Here is a 15,031-nt window from a genome sequence, read left to right as displayed (position 1 = left end):
CCGAAAGGCCGGGCACAGTGCGCCTGGGCCCGGCCTTTCGCCATCAAATGGGGATAACGTTCCGGACCATGCCCGGGTTGGTCAGTCAGCCAATTCTCAGTATCGGTAGTGCTCAGGCTTGTAAGGGCCGGCCACGTCGAGGTCCAGGTATTCGGCCTGGTCCTTACTGAGTTCCGTCAGCTCAACGCCCAGTGCGTCGAGGTGCAGGCGAGCCACTTTCTCATCCAGGATCTTGGGCAGTACGTATACCTGCTTCTCGTACTCGCGCTCACCTGCTGGCTGGTCCTTCTTGGTCCACAGCTCGATCTGGGCAATGGTCTGGTTGGCGAATGAGTTGCTCATCACGAACGACGGGTGGCCAGTGGCATTGCCGAGGTTCAGGAGCCTGCCCTCGGAAAGGACAATGATGGACCGCTCCGAGTCGGAACCTTCTTCGAAGACCCATTCGTGCACCTGAGGCTTGATTTCAACCTTCTTGACGCCGGGAATCTTCGTGAGGCCGGCAATGTCGATCTCGTTGTCGAAGTGGCCGATGTTGCCCACAATCGCCTTGTTCTTCATTCCCAGCATGTGTTCGGCCAGGATGACGTCCTTGTTTCCGGTGGTGGTGATGAAGATGTCCCCCTGCGCCAGAACAGACTCCAGCTTGGCCACCTGGTAGCCGTCCATGGCGGCCTGCAGCGCACAGATGGGGTCGATTTCCGTGACAATCACGCGTGAACCCTGGCCCCGCAAGGCCTCTGCGGCACCCTTGCCAACGTCGCCATAACCGCAGACCACAGCCACCTTGCCGCCCATGAGGACGTCCGTTGCGCGGTTGATGCCGTCGGGCAGGGAATGGCGGATGCCGTATTTGTTGTCGAACTTGCTCTTGGTCACGGAGTCGTTGACGTTGATGGCCGGGAAGAGCAACTTGCCCTGCTCGGCGAGCTGGTACAGGCGGTGGACACCCGTGGTTGTTTCCTCGGTAACGCCCTCAATGCGGGCCGCAAGCCTGGTCCACTTCTGCGGGTCCGCGGCCAGTGTCTTGCGGAGGAGGTCCAGGATGAGGCGGTACTCTTCCGGATCTTCCCCGGTTGCGGAAGGAACGGCTCCCGCGGCTTCGAATTCGACGCCCTTGTGCAGCAGCAGTGTGGCGTCGCCGCCGTCGTCGAGAATCATGTTGGGACCCAACTCGGGATCAGTGTCCGCTCCGGGCCAAGTGAGGATCTGCTCGGCGGTCCACCAGTATTCCTCCAGAGTTTCGCCCTTCCAGGCGAAAACAGGCACACCCTGCGGATCCTCGGGAGTTCCGGTCCCCACCACCACGGCTGCGGCGGCCTCATCCTGGGTGGAGAAGATATTGCAGGAAGCCCAACGAACCTGGGCTCCCAACGCGGTGAGGGTTTCGATCAGCACGGCTGTCTGGACAGTCATGTGCAGCGATCCTGCAATGCGAGCACCCTTGAGCGGCTGGGAAGCGCCAAACTCTTCGCGGAGTGACATCAATCCGGGCATTTCGTGTTCTGCCAGGCGGATCTGGTGACGGCCGGCCTCGGCCAGGGAAATGTCAGCTACTTTGTAATCAAAAGTCATGGAAGTCCTTTATGGTGCCGTGCGGTCTTGATGAAGAAAAGTGGCTCAGGCCTTGGAATCGTGCTGGTCGGAGGACGCAGCGTGCGCCGCGGCCAGCAATTCACGGGGCAGGAGCAGCGGGATGCCGTCCTCGATGGAGTAGCGAAGTTTTTCCCCATCCGCGGCGGCGGAGGTGGAAACCAGTTCCTCGCCCTCCTGGACCAGCGGCGAACCCGTGACGGGGCAACGCAGGATGGACAACAGTTCAGGACTGACCTTTGGCATGAATGATGCTCCCTGGGTGGCGCCTCTGCGGCGCCGCTGGCGGTTTAATCTGCAGCTTCCACACTACCGCGCAGGATGCGCAGGTGGCCGCGCCGCGTTCCTTCAGCCTCTGCGGGCGGTTCCATGGGACTGTGGCTGCCCCGGGCAGGGGTTTCCGGAGCCGCGGAAGCAGCTTCCCGGACAGCGTTGGCAAGGGCCAGCAAGTCGTCGGGTCCCGGCTCCGGCGGAGTGGAGGGCATCGCCAGGCGAAGCACTTCCCATCCACGGGGCACAGTCAGGCTTTGCGCATGCTGGGCACAGAGATCGTAGGCGTGCGGTTCGGCGTATGTTGCCAACGGCCCCAGAACGGCAGTGGAGTCTGCGTACACGTACGTCAACGTAGCCACCGCTGACTGGCGGCAAGCTGATCTTGAACATTGACGAATAGCACCCACAACATCCCAGATTAGCGCCACAGGACTCCGAACATCGCATTTGGGAGCACTTGGCCGGCAACCCGTGTCCCCTTCCGACGCCCGCAAACCACCGGGGACGCGTTGAAGTCGCATTGGGGGTTGACCGGTACTAAAGTCAGTACATGCAGTCACAGCCACACGTTCCCGGCTTTACCGTCCGGTGGACCGACGCCGATGACAGTCAGGCGCAGGAACCCGGACAGGCGGCCGGTCGCGGCTTCCGGCAGCGCCGGCGCAGCCGGCACGGACGCGGGCTCCGAGGCGAACTGATGCTTCCCAACCTTCCCGGATTCCGTTCCCGTTCCGAGCGGTTTGATGACATGGTCCTGGACTCCGCCGAGCGGTTGCAGGACATGTGGGGCAAACAATTGGACGGGGTCCTTTTTGCCGTGGATGAGATACCGCCCAACCTTGAGCAGCTCGTTGCCACGGGCACCACGGCCCCCATGGGTTCCTACACGCCGGGCGGCCGCGGCGAGGCCCCCATCATCACTGTTTACCGGCGCGTAGTGGAACAGGCAGCCAACACCCGCGAGGAGCTGCAGGACCTGGTCCATGACGTGGTGGTGGAGTACACGGCGGAAATGTTGGGCGTGCCCCCGGAGACCCTGGATCCGGTGTACCGCCGCCGTTACCAATAGCGACGACGCACCGGCCTCCGCGGCTGGCCCGGCAGGCTAGTAGCCCACTGAAACAGGTACCTTCTCAAAGCCTGCTGCGGCATCCTGGATGGCAACCACAGAAACATCTGCCCGGCCCTGTTTGCCCAGCACCAGCGCCCCGTACACCGGGTCACCGGAGGCGGACACCAAATAGCCTGCTATCGCGGAATCGCCGGACTTGGCCGGAAGCTCAATGCTTGAGGTGGTTCCACCGCTCATATCCACATCCACAGTCTTCCCCACGGTTCCATCTGCCGTGATGGGGGCATAGCTGACGGTGGCGCGGCCTTCAGGGACGCCGAACGTCAGTGCGCGCTGGCCTTCACGGGGCACAGCCACCAGGTGCTGGCTGCCGAGGCGGGCCGACGACGGCGACCAACCAAAGTCGGTAGCATCCTCAGCCTTGGTTCCGCGGGTGATGCGCGCGGAGGCTACCAGGGACACATCGGAGCTGGCCTTCACGGTATAGGTACCTGCGGGGACATCGTCCAGATCCACCGTTGCCACCGTTCCGCCCTTGACTGTGACTACCCCGCCATTGGCGATCTTCCGTTCCCCGTTGGCGCCGTACAGGCTGACCTGCACCACGGCATCCGTTGATCCTGGGACGGCGATCTGCAGGGCCGGAACAGCATCGGCGAAGCCGGCACGGGCGGCCAGGGCCTTGGTTGCTGCGGGGTCCTGGATGTCGACGCCGGACATCACCTGCAGGTTGGACGGTCCGGTTCCGGGGGAAAGATACTCGACGCCGCCTGGGGCCAGGCCGCGCAGGACGCTCTGCTGGACAGTGCCCGATACCGGGCCGCCTGTGCTGCGGAGGTGGATCGCCAACACGGCTTCGTTGGGAGCCAGCCCTGCCAGGTTGACCGCGCGGGTTGTCCCCGGGGCCACCAGGAGTCCGCGTGCGCCAGGGGCCTGGACCTGACCCTTGCTGCCGAAGAGCTCCAGGTTCACCGTTGCCGGTGTCTCTGACGCGTTGCTGAGGTTCAACACCGCAGTTCTGCCAAGCGCCGTATTGGCGCCCATCAACCAGGCATCGTTGCCGGGTGCCTGGCATTGGGCTGTTGCAAGTCCCCGGAGGTCGCCGTCGGTCGCCGAATACTCAAGGCTGGCCGCCATGGATGACTGCTCGTTTCCCAGAGCCCCGGCAGCAACCACCAAGGGCGCCTTCACGGGGCTGATGGCGGAAACACTGGCCGACAGGATCGGCGGACCCACCGTGGGCGTCGGAGTGGCGGTGGGTTCTTTGGCGATTACGGCAACGTTGTCGCCGGCCAGTGACGTCACTTTGCTCCCCGGGATGGTCCCCGCCGGGTTGCTGAGCACCACGGCATTCAAAGCACTGGAAGCAGTGGTGGAAACGGGGTTGAATTCCGCGTCCGTTCCATCTGCTGCTCCGTTCAGCAGCCGTGCAGGCTCGGGACATACACCCAAAGCGTTTCCGGCAGGCACGTCAGCCTGACGAATCTCCATGGTGGTGCTGCCCGAGGATGCCGGCATCATGGCCGCCGCAGTGACCGCTCCGCCACCTGCAGCCAGTATGACCACGGCGGAGAGGGCGCCCGTGACCGCAGCCTTCCGGGACGTCCGGGTGCTTCGCGACGCTCCGCGGTTGGCCGACCGGGAGGTCCGGACGGCAGCGGTGTCCGGGGATTCCTCGGGCGTCTTCTTGCTGTCGTCAGACACTGCTGTACTCCTTACGGAGGGAAACTTCATCCCTCGACATCCCTGTTCTGGTGCGGCGGGCGGGCATCGGGACAGCCAGCAGGAGCGTCAGCCCCATGACCACTGCCTGCAGAATGCCCAACCACAGGGCCCACGGGTTGGTGTAGCGGATCTCCAGTGATCCGCCAGTGGCCGGAAGCTCAAACGCCTGTGACCACCCTGAGGTACCGGACGTCAATTGCCTGCCATCCAGCGTCGCCGACCACCCTGGGTCGGCCCTTTCAGCCAGCACAACCTTGCGCCCTTCGGCGCCGGCCGGGACGCCGGCAGCGACGGAAACTTCAGACGACGGCAGCGTCCCCACAGTTGCACCTTGGGCGTCCAGGATCCGGACCCTGTGGGCCACGTCAGCTGCTGTGGCCGCGGGCTGGTTCGCCGGCGTCACCCTCCACAGCCATCCAGCGTCCGTTTGGCCCACGGCCACCAGGCCTGGAACCGCATCGATGCGGCTGGCAGTAAGTTGGGCGGCGTTGTCTGCGGCCTTCAGCACCACGAAGCCTGCACCGAGTTGTTCAAGATCGGGACGTGGGTCCACGCCGGAACTGGCCACGATGGTGGCAACTGCCCTGCGAACGGCCGCAGTTGAGGCATCGTCGGTGACAATTTCCTCACGCCCCGGAGCACCAATGATGGTCCTGGCGGAGGCAATCGTGGACAAGCCGTCCAACGTGGTTCCAGCGCCCCGCATCAGAGAAGACGTGAACGCGCCTTGCTCGCCGCTGGTTATTACCAGCGTGCGGGTGCGTTCCGGCCCGGTCCCACGGTCCACGGCCGTAGCGGGAAGTGCGGTGGTGTCCAGTGGCCACACCAAACGGGCCGCGCCCAGGCCAGTAGAGGGTTTGGGCGCAGGAACCGGCGCGGCACCGGCCTGTGGCGATGATTGGAGAATGTTCCGGGCCACCCACGCGCCCATGCCCGCCAAGGGGCCGGCAATGAGCAAGGTCATGACAACAATAGAGGCCGCGCGCCGCAGCGGAAATTTGGGCTGTGCGGCATCCGGCCGCTTCCGCGGGGCGGCAAAAAGCTTGTCCGCGCCAATGACTGCCGCACCGAGGAGCAGCATTCCCGCAACAGAGACTGCAGGCCCGGTGTAGGGACCAACAATCACGTTGCCGTTCACGCCCGTGGCCACGTGGCCCACCAACCAGCTGCAGGCCAACGTGGCCAAAGCCGCCACCCAAAACACCCTGGCAATGGCCGTGCGTTGACCGGGAAGGAAGAGCGCCACCACCGCGAGAACGAGGATCGGTGCGCTGACCAGGAGAGCCAACAGCAGGGCCCATGGAACAGCGCCAGGGCCAAAGGCGGACAGACCGTTCAGGCCGCCGTCGACGGTGAACGCCAAAGGCTGTCCCAGCAGTTGCTGCCACAGCGGGGCGGCATCGAATCCCAACGGCAGCCCGGGATCGGCCAGGAGTGACCGCGGGCGGTCCATCACGGAGATGGCGTACGGAAGGAACAGGACCAGGGACGGCAACAAGGACCACCAGAGCGTCCGTCCCCGATGGCCCAGAACAACAGCGGCCAGGATGACGATGACGGCCAGGGGTCCCAGAAGTGACGGGGCCGAGGCCGTGACCACGGCCATGGCCAGGCCCGCAGCAGCTGCGGCCGTCCAGGATGGAAACCCGTTGATACCGGGTTTGGCGGCAGCCTTGGCCGGCCGCCGGCTGTAGGGGGAAATCCCGGCAGGGCGGCCCTGCCCTATTGCGGATCCGGAGGCCCGCAGTAGTGCCAGGAGCAGCAGCGGCATCATCAGGTGGGCAATCAGGGCACCCACCCGCCCCTGATTAATGGCAATCAAGAGTCCTGGCGCCGCAGCCCACGCAAGCGCGGCCACCGTCCGGAACCGTCGTTTGGTGGTCAGTGCACCGGCAGCGAACCAGGCCGCTATGGCGGACAGTGGCATGGCAAGGATCAACAGCCACACCATTGCTGCGCTGCCATCCCCGCCACCAAAGAGTGAAAGCAACCACAGGACGAAGGCGAAGGGATCGCCGTGGCCCGGCAATCCGGTCCCCAAGGAGATCCACCACGTGGTGGCGTTGGCCCAGATGTCGCCGGCGGAGTCGGAGAGCGGCAGCAATCCGCCGCCTGCCACGGCTTCGGAACGGAGGAGTCCCAGCAGCCCCACCACGGCGGCAACCAAGGCGATTCCGGCCGCGGCAACCGCGCCGGTGCCTACCCAGCCGCGCTCGTTCGTTGCCAGTGCGGTGAAATCGTCTGCGGCATCGCCACTTGGCTCGGGAGCAAGAAGGTCCGATACCGCGGCTGGGTCGTCATCCGGGCGGATGGCCTCCAGCAAGGAACGACGGTGGGCCCGCACGTCACGGGTTGGTGTTTGCAGATTGCGAACCACCGAGCGGCGGATGCTCCGTGACCTGGCCGCCACTTTGCGGCCCCTGAGGATTGCACCGGGACGGACCAGGGCCGCAACAGTGGCCGTGAACTGGGAGAAGCCGTAGCCCGGCTCTTTGACCAGGATGCTCAAAAGCAGCCTGACGATTGCACCGAACAGCGCTCCCACCGCGTGGAAGGGGACCTTCCACCAAACGGTGTGCTTGAGCCTCATGTGGACCTGTGCCTTGCGGGCTGCGGCAGAGGTTCCCAATCCATGCGGCCTGTGCTCCACGTGGAACATACGGGCGCTGGGGACTACCACCACGCGGTTTCCAGCCAGCCGGTTCCGCCAGCAGAAGTCGACGTCGTCGCCGCTCCCGGGCAGTGCGGGGTCAAACCCCTGCAATTGCTCCCAAACGTCGCGGCGGATGAGCATGCCTGCAGAGTTGACGGCGAAGGCGTCAGAACGTGCGTCGTACTGTCCCTGATCAACTTCGTCGGCGTCGATCAGCGTGAGGCGCTCAGCCCAGCGGCTCGTGGACAATCCCACATCCACCAGCCGGCGTTCGTGATCCCAACCGAGTTGCTTGCAGCCGGCCACGGTGACGGACGGGGCCCTCTCCACGGCATGGAGCAGTTCAGCAAGTGCATCCGGCGCGGGTGCAGCGTCATCATGAAGCAACCAGATCCACTCTGATCGGTTGCTTTCCGATTCAGTCGCTGCAGGTGCCAGTTCACGGAGGCCCGCCCGGACGGCGGCACCAAAGCCGGACTTCGCCTGGGTGAAAAGGGTGACATTGTTGGTGCCCAAAGCTTGACGGAGCAGGTTCTCCGAATTGTCGGTGGAGCCTGTATCAACGCCAATGGCGGCATCTGCCGAACGCGTTTGGTTCGACAGTGCCGCCAGGGTTCTGGGGAGATAGTCGCCGCCGTCGTGGGACACCACGACGGCGGTGACGTGCACTTCCTTAAGAATTAGACCGCTCGCTTCCTCAAACGGCGACGTTCCCTCTCCGAGAGGCCACCCCAAATACCAAATCGTTCGTCATTGGCAAGTGCATATTCCAAGCACTGCGAGCGAACATTGCACGCACCGCACACTTTCTTGGCATCCCGGGTGGACCCACCCTTTTCCGGGAAGAATGCTTCCGGATCAGTCTGGGCGCACAGCGCGTCGGTCTGCCAGCCGAGTTCACCTTCGTCGTCGAAGTCACCCTGGCCGGGGAGCCCGATCCATACAGGCTGTCCCGGGATTTCGGTGGGACGACGCAGCTCCATGGGAGGATCGTCCAAATCATCGTCCGGCCCTGCCGGCAGGTCACCGATCAAAGCTTCATGGGCTGCGAGAAGCGCCGTAGCCTGCTCCTCCAGCGATTGCTGCACGTTCTGGTTGTAGCGGTCTGCCGCTTCCGGATCCGCCGGGTCCACGTACCAGTCCCCCGGTACTTCCCGCGATCGGTATTTCACCGACGCATGTTCTGCGACGACTGCATCTTCCTGGATACGCAACGCTTGCCCCATGGCGTCCCTCCTGAGTTTGCAGCTGCTGCCTGAATGTAGTTTCGATGACCGGTGAATTTCCGGCCCCCTGTGCAGCGGCGTTGATTACTAATTACACGCGTGTAACTACCCACAGTCAAGCCACGCCGGGATAATAATCAAGAAACTGTAGAAAAGTGGGATGCGCCACGCCCGAATTTTTCGGGGGCTGTTTTGTGCGCGGCCAAGCACGCAGTCCGGTCGACCCACTGAAGGGTGAAGATTTGCTGTATTGCCGCGGTTTCCGGGCAACTGACCGGCAAGTACACAGTACCCTGACTAAGCCCCTGTGCCGCAATTCACAGCCCTGCTGTGACAACCGCGACACCGCCGGAGCTGCATGACAAGATGGACCAATGAGCATCCCGGCAGCCACTTTGATGACCGCGCTGCGGTCCGGCCACTCCACTTCCCCCCGACTCACCTGGTACGGCCCCGACGCTGAACGCGTGGAGCTTTCAGGCCGCGTCCTGGACAATTGGGTGGCAAAAACCAGCAACCTGCTGCAGGACGAACTCGACGCAGAACCCGGAATGGCCTTGCGCCTGGATCTCCCCGCGCACTGGAAGTCGATGGTTTGGGCATTGGCTGGCTGGCAGCTTGGTATGGAAGTCGTCCTGGACAGCACCCCGGCCAACCTGCTGGTCACAGATGCACCGGACACAGCGGACCGCGCAGGGTTCGACGCCGTGGTGGCAGTTCCGCTCGCGGCGCTTGCCATGCGGTGGCCGGGTGGGTTGCCGGCCGGCGTTGTTGACTACGCCGCCGAGGTGCGCTCCCACGGTGACGTCTTCATGGCCCATGAGGACCCGGCTCCCGGACTGGCCGCCGTCCGCGGCGCCGCAACACATGCACACGCGGGACTGGTGGACAGCTTTGCCGCGGGACAGGAGCCCGGGGTCAGGCTTCTGGTTCCCGCCGCCGACGGCCTGGAAATGTGCCTGGCCAACGCCTTGGGAGCCTGGCACGCTGATGGGTCAGTTGTCTTGGTGCACCCGTCGGTGGACGTCACCGATCATCTTCTGGAGAACGAGCGCGTCACACGTTCTTGATGGAAGGGAGCTCACCCGTGGCGGAACCGGCTGATCCAGGGACGCCATCCTTGGGCTTGTGGTGTCCCTCAATGATTTCGTGGTCGTGGGAGAACTCGGGCTCGGCATCCAGCTCTTCGTTGAACACCCAGAAGCGGTAAGCGAAGAATCGGAAGATGGTGCCGAGAACCAGGCCCACCACGCTGCCTGCAATGAACAGTGACGGTTTGTCATTCAATTCCAGGACGTACTTGGCGAACCATACACATCCGGAAGCGATCAGGAGACCCACGATGTTCATCACGGCAAACAGCACGGCCTCGCGGACCACATTGGCTTGTTTGCGGTGCCTGAACGTCCAGAAACGGTTGGCCACCCAGGAGAAAATGCTTGCCACAATGGTTGCAAGCGCCTTGGCCCACACTTCGCTGCCGTGCATGGGGCCGGAAAAGAGCCAGATGAAAACGGCCGAGTCAATGACGAAAGCAACACCGCCGACGGCGCCGAATTTGGCAACCTCGCGCCAAAAAAGTGAGGCAAGTCCGCGGATGCGATCTGCAAGTGTGGTGATCATGACCCTCCATGGCCGTTGAAGATGGGCCGGTGGGCCATCCCTTATTTTAGCGCCGAATTCACTGAGATGCCGGGGACTGGGCTGTGAGAACACCCATAGAAGGCGTCGCATACTGCCAAACAACCGGCTCTTGGGCGGCGAAATCAGTGATCCAGCCACCCATTCGGTAGGCTGAACCTTGTGACTTTTCCAGTAATTGGCGTTGTTGGTGGTGGCCAACTCGCCCGAATGATGGCTCCTCCCGCTACTGCTTTGGGCTTCGAACTGCGCGTTCTGGCCGAGGGCCAGGACGTTTCAGCTGTTGCTGCAGTGGCCTCCGCACCCGTGGGCGACTACAAAGACCTCCAAACGCTCCTGGACTTCTCCCGGGGCCTGGACGTCCTCACCTTCGACCATGAGCACGTTCCCACGGACCACTTGCGTGCATTGCTGGACGCAGGCGTCAACGTCCAGCCCGGCCCCGATGCCCTGGTAAACGCCCAGGACAAGCTGGTGATGCGGGCGGCAATCGACCGCCTGGGCCTTCCCAACCCGGAATGGGCAGCGGTTGGCTCGGTGGAGGAACTGGTGTCCTTCGGTGACCGGATCGGTTGGCCCGTGGTGTTGAAGACCCCCCGTGGCGGATACGACGGCAAAGGTGTGCGGATGGTGGACTCCGCAGAGGAAGCCGCTGACACCGCGGACTGGTTTGCCGCCATGAGCCCGCTCCTTGCTGAGGCCAAGGTGGAGTTCAGCCGTGAGCTGTCCGCGCTGGTGGCGCGAACCCCCAGCGGTGAAGCACGGGCGTGGCCCGTTGTCCACACCATCCAGGTGGACGGCGTGTGCGATGAAGTGATCGCGCCCGCCCAGGACATTTCCGTTGAGGTGGCTGCCGCTGCCGAGGAAGCCGCCCTCCGGATCGCCAACGAACTCGGAGTCACCGGCGTCATGGCCGCCGAACTCTTCGAAACGCCCGGAGTCGGCGCGGGGTTCCTCATCAACGAGCTAGCCATGCGCCCGCACAACACCGGCCACTGGACCCAGGACGGTTCCATCACCAGCCAGTTCGAACAGCACCTTCGTGCAGTCCTTGACCTTCCGTTGGGTGCCACCGATGCTTTGGCTCCCGTCACGGTCATGAAGAACTTCCTCGGTGGGGAGAACCAGGATCTCTTCAGCGCCTTCCCCATGGCCCTGAACTACGAGCCTGCCGCCAAGGTCCACTCGTACGGCAAGTCCGTCCGCCCGGGACGCAAGATCGGTCACGTGAACCTCGTGGGCACCTCCGCAGCAGAGGTCGACTCTGTCCGCCAGCGTGCCACCGCAGTGGCCAACATCATCCGCGACGGCCGCATGCCCGAGCGCACCACCCTTGAGGAGAGCGTATGACGTCAGCATCCACACCCCCGTTGGTAGGCCTGGTCATGGGCTCCGATTCCGATTGGCCCGTGATGGAAGCAGCTGCTGACGCCCTGGCTGAATTCGGAATCCCCTTCGAGGCCGACGTCGTCTCGGCCCACCGCATGCCCACCGAGATGATCCGCTATGGCCAGACGGCCCACGAGCGCGGGCTCCGGGTCATCATTGCCGGCGCCGGCGGTGCAGCACACCTTCCCGGCATGCTGGCTTCCGTAACCCCTCTTCCGGTCATTGGAGTCCCCGTGCCGCTGAAGACCCTGGATGGCATGGACTCCCTGTTGTCCATCGTCCAGATGCCTGCGGGTGTCCCGGTTGCCACGGTGTCCATCGCCGGCGCCCGGAATGCCGGACTCCTTGCCGTGCGCATACTCGCCTCCGGGACGGACGACCTCGCAGCGAAACTTCGCCAGGACCTGCTGGCCTTCGCCCAGGAACTCAACGACGTAGCCACCCAGAAGGGTGAGAAACTGCGCAACAAAGTGGAAGAGGTCTTCCCTCCGGCAGATTCCCCAGCCCGGAGCGCCCGCTAGGAAGGCAGCGGATGACCACCATGCACAAGACTCCGCATCAGCCCGGCGCTGTCCTGACTGATCCCGTTCGGTACCCGTCCGGGGCCAGCGCCCCGGTACGGACCAAACGCGCCTTCGTGCTGGTTCTCCTCACCCTCTTCATCCCCGGCAGTGCCCAGATCGTTGCCGGGGACCGCAAGCTGGGCCGCATGGCATTGCGGGTCACGCTGACTGTTTGGGCCTTGGCGTTGATCACGCTGTTGATCGCCCTGGTCAGCCGGACAACGCTGCTGAGCATATTCACCCACCCGGTAGGCTCACTGATCATCATTGTTGCGCTGGTACTGCTGGCTTTGGGGTGGGCGTATCTGTTCCTCAACACCCTGCGGATCATCAGGCCCACTCTCCTGGCACCCGGCATGCGGCCCATCATTGCCGTGGTCCTGGTTGCCTCCACGGTCCTTGCCAGTGGTTCCCTCGGCTACATTGCCTACGTCCTGAATGTCAGCCGGAACGCCATCGGCAGTATCTTCGACGCCGGCCCGGCGATCGATCCCGTGGACGGGCGCTACAACTTCCTCATGATGGGCGGCGACGCCGGAGATGACAGGACCGGGCGCCGTCCGGACAGCCTCTCGGTCATCAGCGTCGATGCAAAGACCGGCGAGAGCGCCATCATCTCGGTCCCCCGCAATCTCCAGAATGCGCAGTTCAGCGAAAACTCGCCCATGCGCAAGATCTACCCCGATGGCTACAACTGCGGTGACGAATGCCTGATCAATGCCGTCAACACCGAGGTCACCAACAACCACCAGGACCTTTACCCGGGCGTCGCCGATCCCGGTGCGCAGGCCACCCTGGAAGCCGTGTCCGGGACACTCGGCATCACGGTGCAGGCTTATGTGCTGGTGGACATGGATGGCTTCGCCAAACTTATTGACGCCATGGGCGGTATCCGCATCAAAGCCGGAGGCTGGGTGCCCATCAGCGGCCCGGTCACCGATGAAGCGAATGGCATCCACGGGATGCCGGATGGCTGGATTCCGGCCGGGGACCAGCACCTGGATGGCTTCCACGCACTCTGGTATGGACGGTCCCGCGAATTCGTGGACGACTACGCCCGGATTGCGCGCCAGCAGTGTGTGCAGCAGGCCATGCTCAAACAGTTGGATCCCGCTACCCTGCTGACCAAGTTCGAGGACATCGCGAACGCCGGTACCAAGGTGGTTGACTCCAACATCTCCTCCGGCCAGCTGGGCAGCTTTGTTGATTTGGCCCTCAAGTCCAAGAACCAGCCGGTCAAACGGCTGACGATCGGCCCACCGGACTTTGAGGCCTCGTTCTCCACGGTTCCCGACTTTGATGTGATCCACAGCAGGGTCCAGGAACTTCTTTCCACCCAGGCCAAGCCCAAGGCCAACGATGCCGTCCTGACACCCGCTGGTGGCGCCGGCACAGGCACAACGGCCGCCGGTCCAGCTTCCGGATCGCAGCCGGCCAGCCAACTGCCATCGCCGTCGGCCGACTTCACCCCGGTGACCACTACACCGGACGGAACCCCCATCACGGAGGAACTTCTGAACGGTTTGAAGGCCCAGGGCGATGAACAAGGCATCCGTGACCTCGTGGCCACCAACGGGCAGTGCGCTCCGCTGTAGGCAGCCAGCTTCACCTCCACGTCCAGCGAAACGATTAAGGACCTACTTTCGTGTACCAGATTGAGAATGTTCTGCGACCCTACGCCTGGGGTTCGACGACGGCGATCGCTGACCTTCTGGGCCGGCCCGCCTCGGGTGGACCCGAAGCCGAGCTGTGGATCGGGGCCCACCCGGACTCCCCCTCCACAGCACTGCACCCCAGCGGCGTCTCAGAACCCCTCGATGCACTGATCGCCTCGGACCCGGAGCGCCTCCTCGGGGCCGCCAGCCTGGCCGCGTTTGGACCGCGGCTGCCGTTTCTCACCAAGCTGCTCGCCGCCGGGCAGCCTCTTTCGCTCCAGGTACACCCGAGCCTTGACCAGGCCCGCGAAGGCTTCGCAAGGGAGAATGCCAACGGCGTGCCAGCCGACGCTCCCCACCGCAACTACCGGGACGACAACCACAAGCCGGAAATGATCTTCGCGCTGACGGACTTCAAGGCACTGTGCGGTTTCCGTTCGGCGACAGAGTCCAAGGGCATCTTTGGCCATTTGCGGCAGGTTCTGGACTCTGCTGCGGTTGGTGTTCCCGACGTCATCCAAGGCGTCATTGCGGACCTCAGTGACCCCGACGAGGCACAGGCACTCAAAGCAGCCTTCAGCCGGCTGATTGACGGCGGCAGCTCCGTCAACGATGCCGTGGATGAAGTTGTTGCCGTCCTGGCCGCGGGAGCGCCCCTTGAGCCGTACCGTGAAGCCCTCACGGCCATGGTGGACATCAACGAGGCCTTCCCGGGTGATCCCGGCGTCCTGATCTCCCTCCTCCTCAACCACCTCTCGCTCAAGCCCGGCGAAGTGGTTTACCTGCCGGCCGGCAACATCCACGCGTACCTCCACGGGTTGGGGGTGGAGGTGATGGCATCCTCGGATAACGTGCTGCGGGGTGGCCTGACCCCCAAGCATGTGGACGTCCCCGAACTTCTGAAGACCGTCCGCTTTGAGTCCTTGGGGGTACCCCGCGTAGAGGCCAGCGGGACGGAGTTCGGCCAGGAACTTTACCGTCCGCCGTTCACGGAGTTCCAGCTGCAGCGCATTGAACTGGCCCCGGGAGCAGATCCGGTTCCGCTGGCACAATCCGGACCCGCCGTCGTCGTGGTGGTGGCCGGTGAGGTATTGCTCGATTCGCCGAAGAGCGATCTCCGGCTTCAGCGCGGCGGCTCGGCCTTCATCCCGGACATTGAGGCGCCTGTGAACGTCCACCCTGTGCAGGGAGCTACTGAGGTCAGTGTTGCCTTTGCCGTCACCACGGGCTTGGGGAACTGA

The 15,031-nt window shown here is 63.9% G+C and carries 13 protein-coding genes; 6 read left to right on the top strand and 7 right to left on the bottom strand.

The genetic code is table 11. The features are described from left to right. Positions 1 to 96: 96 nt before the first annotated feature. From ahcY to JOE60_RS05715, 3 genes are read right to left on the bottom strand one after another with little or no spacing between them, the layout of a single operon-like run. Positions 97 to 1,575: an adenosylhomocysteinase gene (gene ahcY, locus JOE60_RS05725; RefSeq protein WP_167264676.1), complete on the bottom strand. Its 1,479-nt coding sequence runs from the start codon at positions 1,573 to 1,575 to the stop codon at positions 97 to 99. A gap of 45 nt (positions 1,576 to 1,620) precedes the next feature. Next, entirely contained in the window at positions 1,621 to 1,839 is a 219-nt protein-coding gene (locus tag JOE60_RS05720) for a Trm112 family protein (protein ID WP_167264675.1), read from the bottom strand. Positions 1,840 to 1,883: 44 nt separating this feature from the next. Continuing rightward, positions 1,884 to 2,273: a DUF3499 domain-containing protein gene (locus JOE60_RS05715; protein WP_204814849.1), complete on the bottom strand. Its 390-nt coding sequence runs from the start codon at positions 2,271 to 2,273 to the stop codon at positions 1,884 to 1,886. 143 nt (positions 2,274 to 2,416) lie between these two features. Here JOE60_RS05715 and JOE60_RS05710 point away from each other — a divergent pair, with 143 nt between their 5' ends. After that, positions 2,417 to 2,935 carry a metallopeptidase family protein gene (locus tag JOE60_RS05710; protein ID WP_167264673.1) on the top strand — a complete coding sequence of 173 codons (519 nt, stop codon included), beginning with the start codon at positions 2,417 to 2,419 and terminating at the stop codon, positions 2,933 to 2,935. Positions 2,936 to 2,971: 36 nt separating this feature from the next. On the opposite strand, the gene JOE60_RS05705 is transcribed toward JOE60_RS05710, so the two are convergent. The 3 genes from JOE60_RS05705 to JOE60_RS05695 are packed head-to-tail and all read right to left on the bottom strand — an operon-like array spanning position 2,972 to position 8,542. Further along, positions 2,972 to 4,642 carry a DUF5719 family protein gene (locus JOE60_RS05705; RefSeq protein WP_167264672.1) on the bottom strand — a complete coding sequence of 557 codons (1,671 nt, stop codon included), beginning with the start codon at positions 4,640 to 4,642 and terminating at the stop codon, positions 2,972 to 2,974. Further along, positions 4,635 to 7,985: a glycosyltransferase gene (locus tag JOE60_RS05700; protein ID WP_167264671.1), complete on the bottom strand. Its 3,351-nt coding sequence runs from the start codon at positions 7,983 to 7,985 to the stop codon at positions 4,635 to 4,637. The genes JOE60_RS05705 and JOE60_RS05700 overlap by 8 nt, the downstream gene beginning before the upstream one ends. An 11-nt stretch (positions 7,986 to 7,996) precedes the next feature. Further along, positions 7,997 to 8,542 (bottom strand): WhiB family transcriptional regulator, encoded by a 546-nt coding sequence (locus tag JOE60_RS05695; protein ID WP_167264670.1) that lies wholly within the window; start codon positions 8,540 to 8,542, stop codon positions 7,997 to 7,999. Positions 8,543 to 8,916: 374 nt separating this feature from the next. Here JOE60_RS05695 and JOE60_RS05690 point away from each other — a divergent pair, with 374 nt between their 5' ends. Then, the gene (locus JOE60_RS05690) at positions 8,917 to 9,612 is read left to right on the top strand and encodes a TIGR03089 family protein (protein WP_167264669.1); all 696 of its coding nucleotides are present in this window, start codon (positions 8,917 to 8,919) and stop codon (positions 9,610 to 9,612) included. Here the strand turns inward: JOE60_RS05690 and JOE60_RS05685 are convergent. Continuing rightward, the gene (locus JOE60_RS05685; RefSeq protein ID WP_167264668.1) at positions 9,599 to 10,165 is read right to left on the bottom strand and encodes a GtrA family protein; all 567 of its coding nucleotides are present in this window, start codon (positions 10,163 to 10,165) and stop codon (positions 9,599 to 9,601) included. The two genes, JOE60_RS05690 and JOE60_RS05685, sit on opposite strands and share 14 nt — an antisense overlap. 180 nt (positions 10,166 to 10,345) lie before the next feature. On the opposite strand from JOE60_RS05685, the gene JOE60_RS05680 reads away from it, so the two are divergent. From JOE60_RS05680 to manA, 4 genes are read left to right on the top strand one after another with little or no spacing between them, the layout of a single operon-like run. Next, a complete protein-coding gene (locus JOE60_RS05680) occupies positions 10,346 to 11,533 on the top strand; it encodes a 5-(carboxyamino)imidazole ribonucleotide synthase (protein WP_167264667.1) in 1,188 nt (395 codons plus the stop codon). After that, positions 11,530 to 12,093 (top strand): 5-(carboxyamino)imidazole ribonucleotide mutase, encoded by a 564-nt coding sequence (gene purE / locus JOE60_RS05675; RefSeq protein WP_167264666.1) that lies wholly within the window; start codon positions 11,530 to 11,532, stop codon positions 12,091 to 12,093. The genes JOE60_RS05680 and purE overlap by 4 nt, the downstream gene beginning before the upstream one ends. Before the next feature lie 11 nt (positions 12,094 to 12,104). Continuing rightward, positions 12,105 to 13,730, top strand: a complete 1,626-nt coding sequence (locus tag JOE60_RS05670) for an LCP family protein (protein ID WP_167264665.1) — start codon at positions 12,105 to 12,107, stop codon at positions 13,728 to 13,730. Positions 13,731 to 13,780: 50 nt separating this feature from the next. Continuing rightward, the gene (gene manA / locus JOE60_RS05665; protein ID WP_167264664.1) at positions 13,781 to 15,031 is read left to right on the top strand and encodes a mannose-6-phosphate isomerase, class I; all 1,251 of its coding nucleotides are present in this window, start codon (positions 13,781 to 13,783) and stop codon (positions 15,029 to 15,031) included.

Origin of the sequence: Paenarthrobacter ilicis (genome assembly GCF_016907545.1) — a bacterium.
GTDB classification, from domain to species: domain Bacteria; phylum Actinomycetota; class Actinomycetes; order Actinomycetales; family Micrococcaceae; genus Arthrobacter; species Arthrobacter ilicis.
This window is presented reverse-complemented; position numbering and strand designations above follow the sequence as displayed.

What these genes read in the sequence shown, in the direction of transcription:
- JOE60_RS05670 (WP_167264665.1), top strand. Translation starts at nt 12,105, where the DNA reads ATGACCACCATGCACAAGACTCCGCATCAGCCCGGCGCTGTCCTGACT.
- JOE60_RS05685 (WP_167264668.1), bottom strand. Translation starts at nt 10,165, where the DNA reads ATGATCACCACACTTGCAGATCGCATCCGCGGACTTGCCTCACTTTTT.
- JOE60_RS05710 (WP_167264673.1), top strand. Translation starts at nt 2,417, where the DNA reads ATGCAGTCACAGCCACACGTTCCCGGCTTTACCGTCCGGTGGACCGAC.
- ahcY (WP_167264676.1), bottom strand. Translation starts at nt 1,575, where the DNA reads ATGACTTTTGATTACAAAGTAGCTGACATTTCCCTGGCCGAGGCCGGC.
- purE (WP_167264666.1), top strand. Translation starts at nt 11,530, where the DNA reads ATGACGTCAGCATCCACACCCCCGTTGGTAGGCCTGGTCATGGGCTCC.
- JOE60_RS05695 (WP_167264670.1), bottom strand. Translation starts at nt 8,542, where the DNA reads ATGGGGCAAGCGTTGCGTATCCAGGAAGATGCAGTCGTCGCAGAACAT.
- JOE60_RS05720 (WP_167264675.1), bottom strand. Translation starts at nt 1,839, where the DNA reads ATGCCAAAGGTCAGTCCTGAACTGTTGTCCATCCTGCGTTGCCCCGTC.
- JOE60_RS05690 (WP_167264669.1), top strand. Translation starts at nt 8,917, where the DNA reads ATGAGCATCCCGGCAGCCACTTTGATGACCGCGCTGCGGTCCGGCCAC.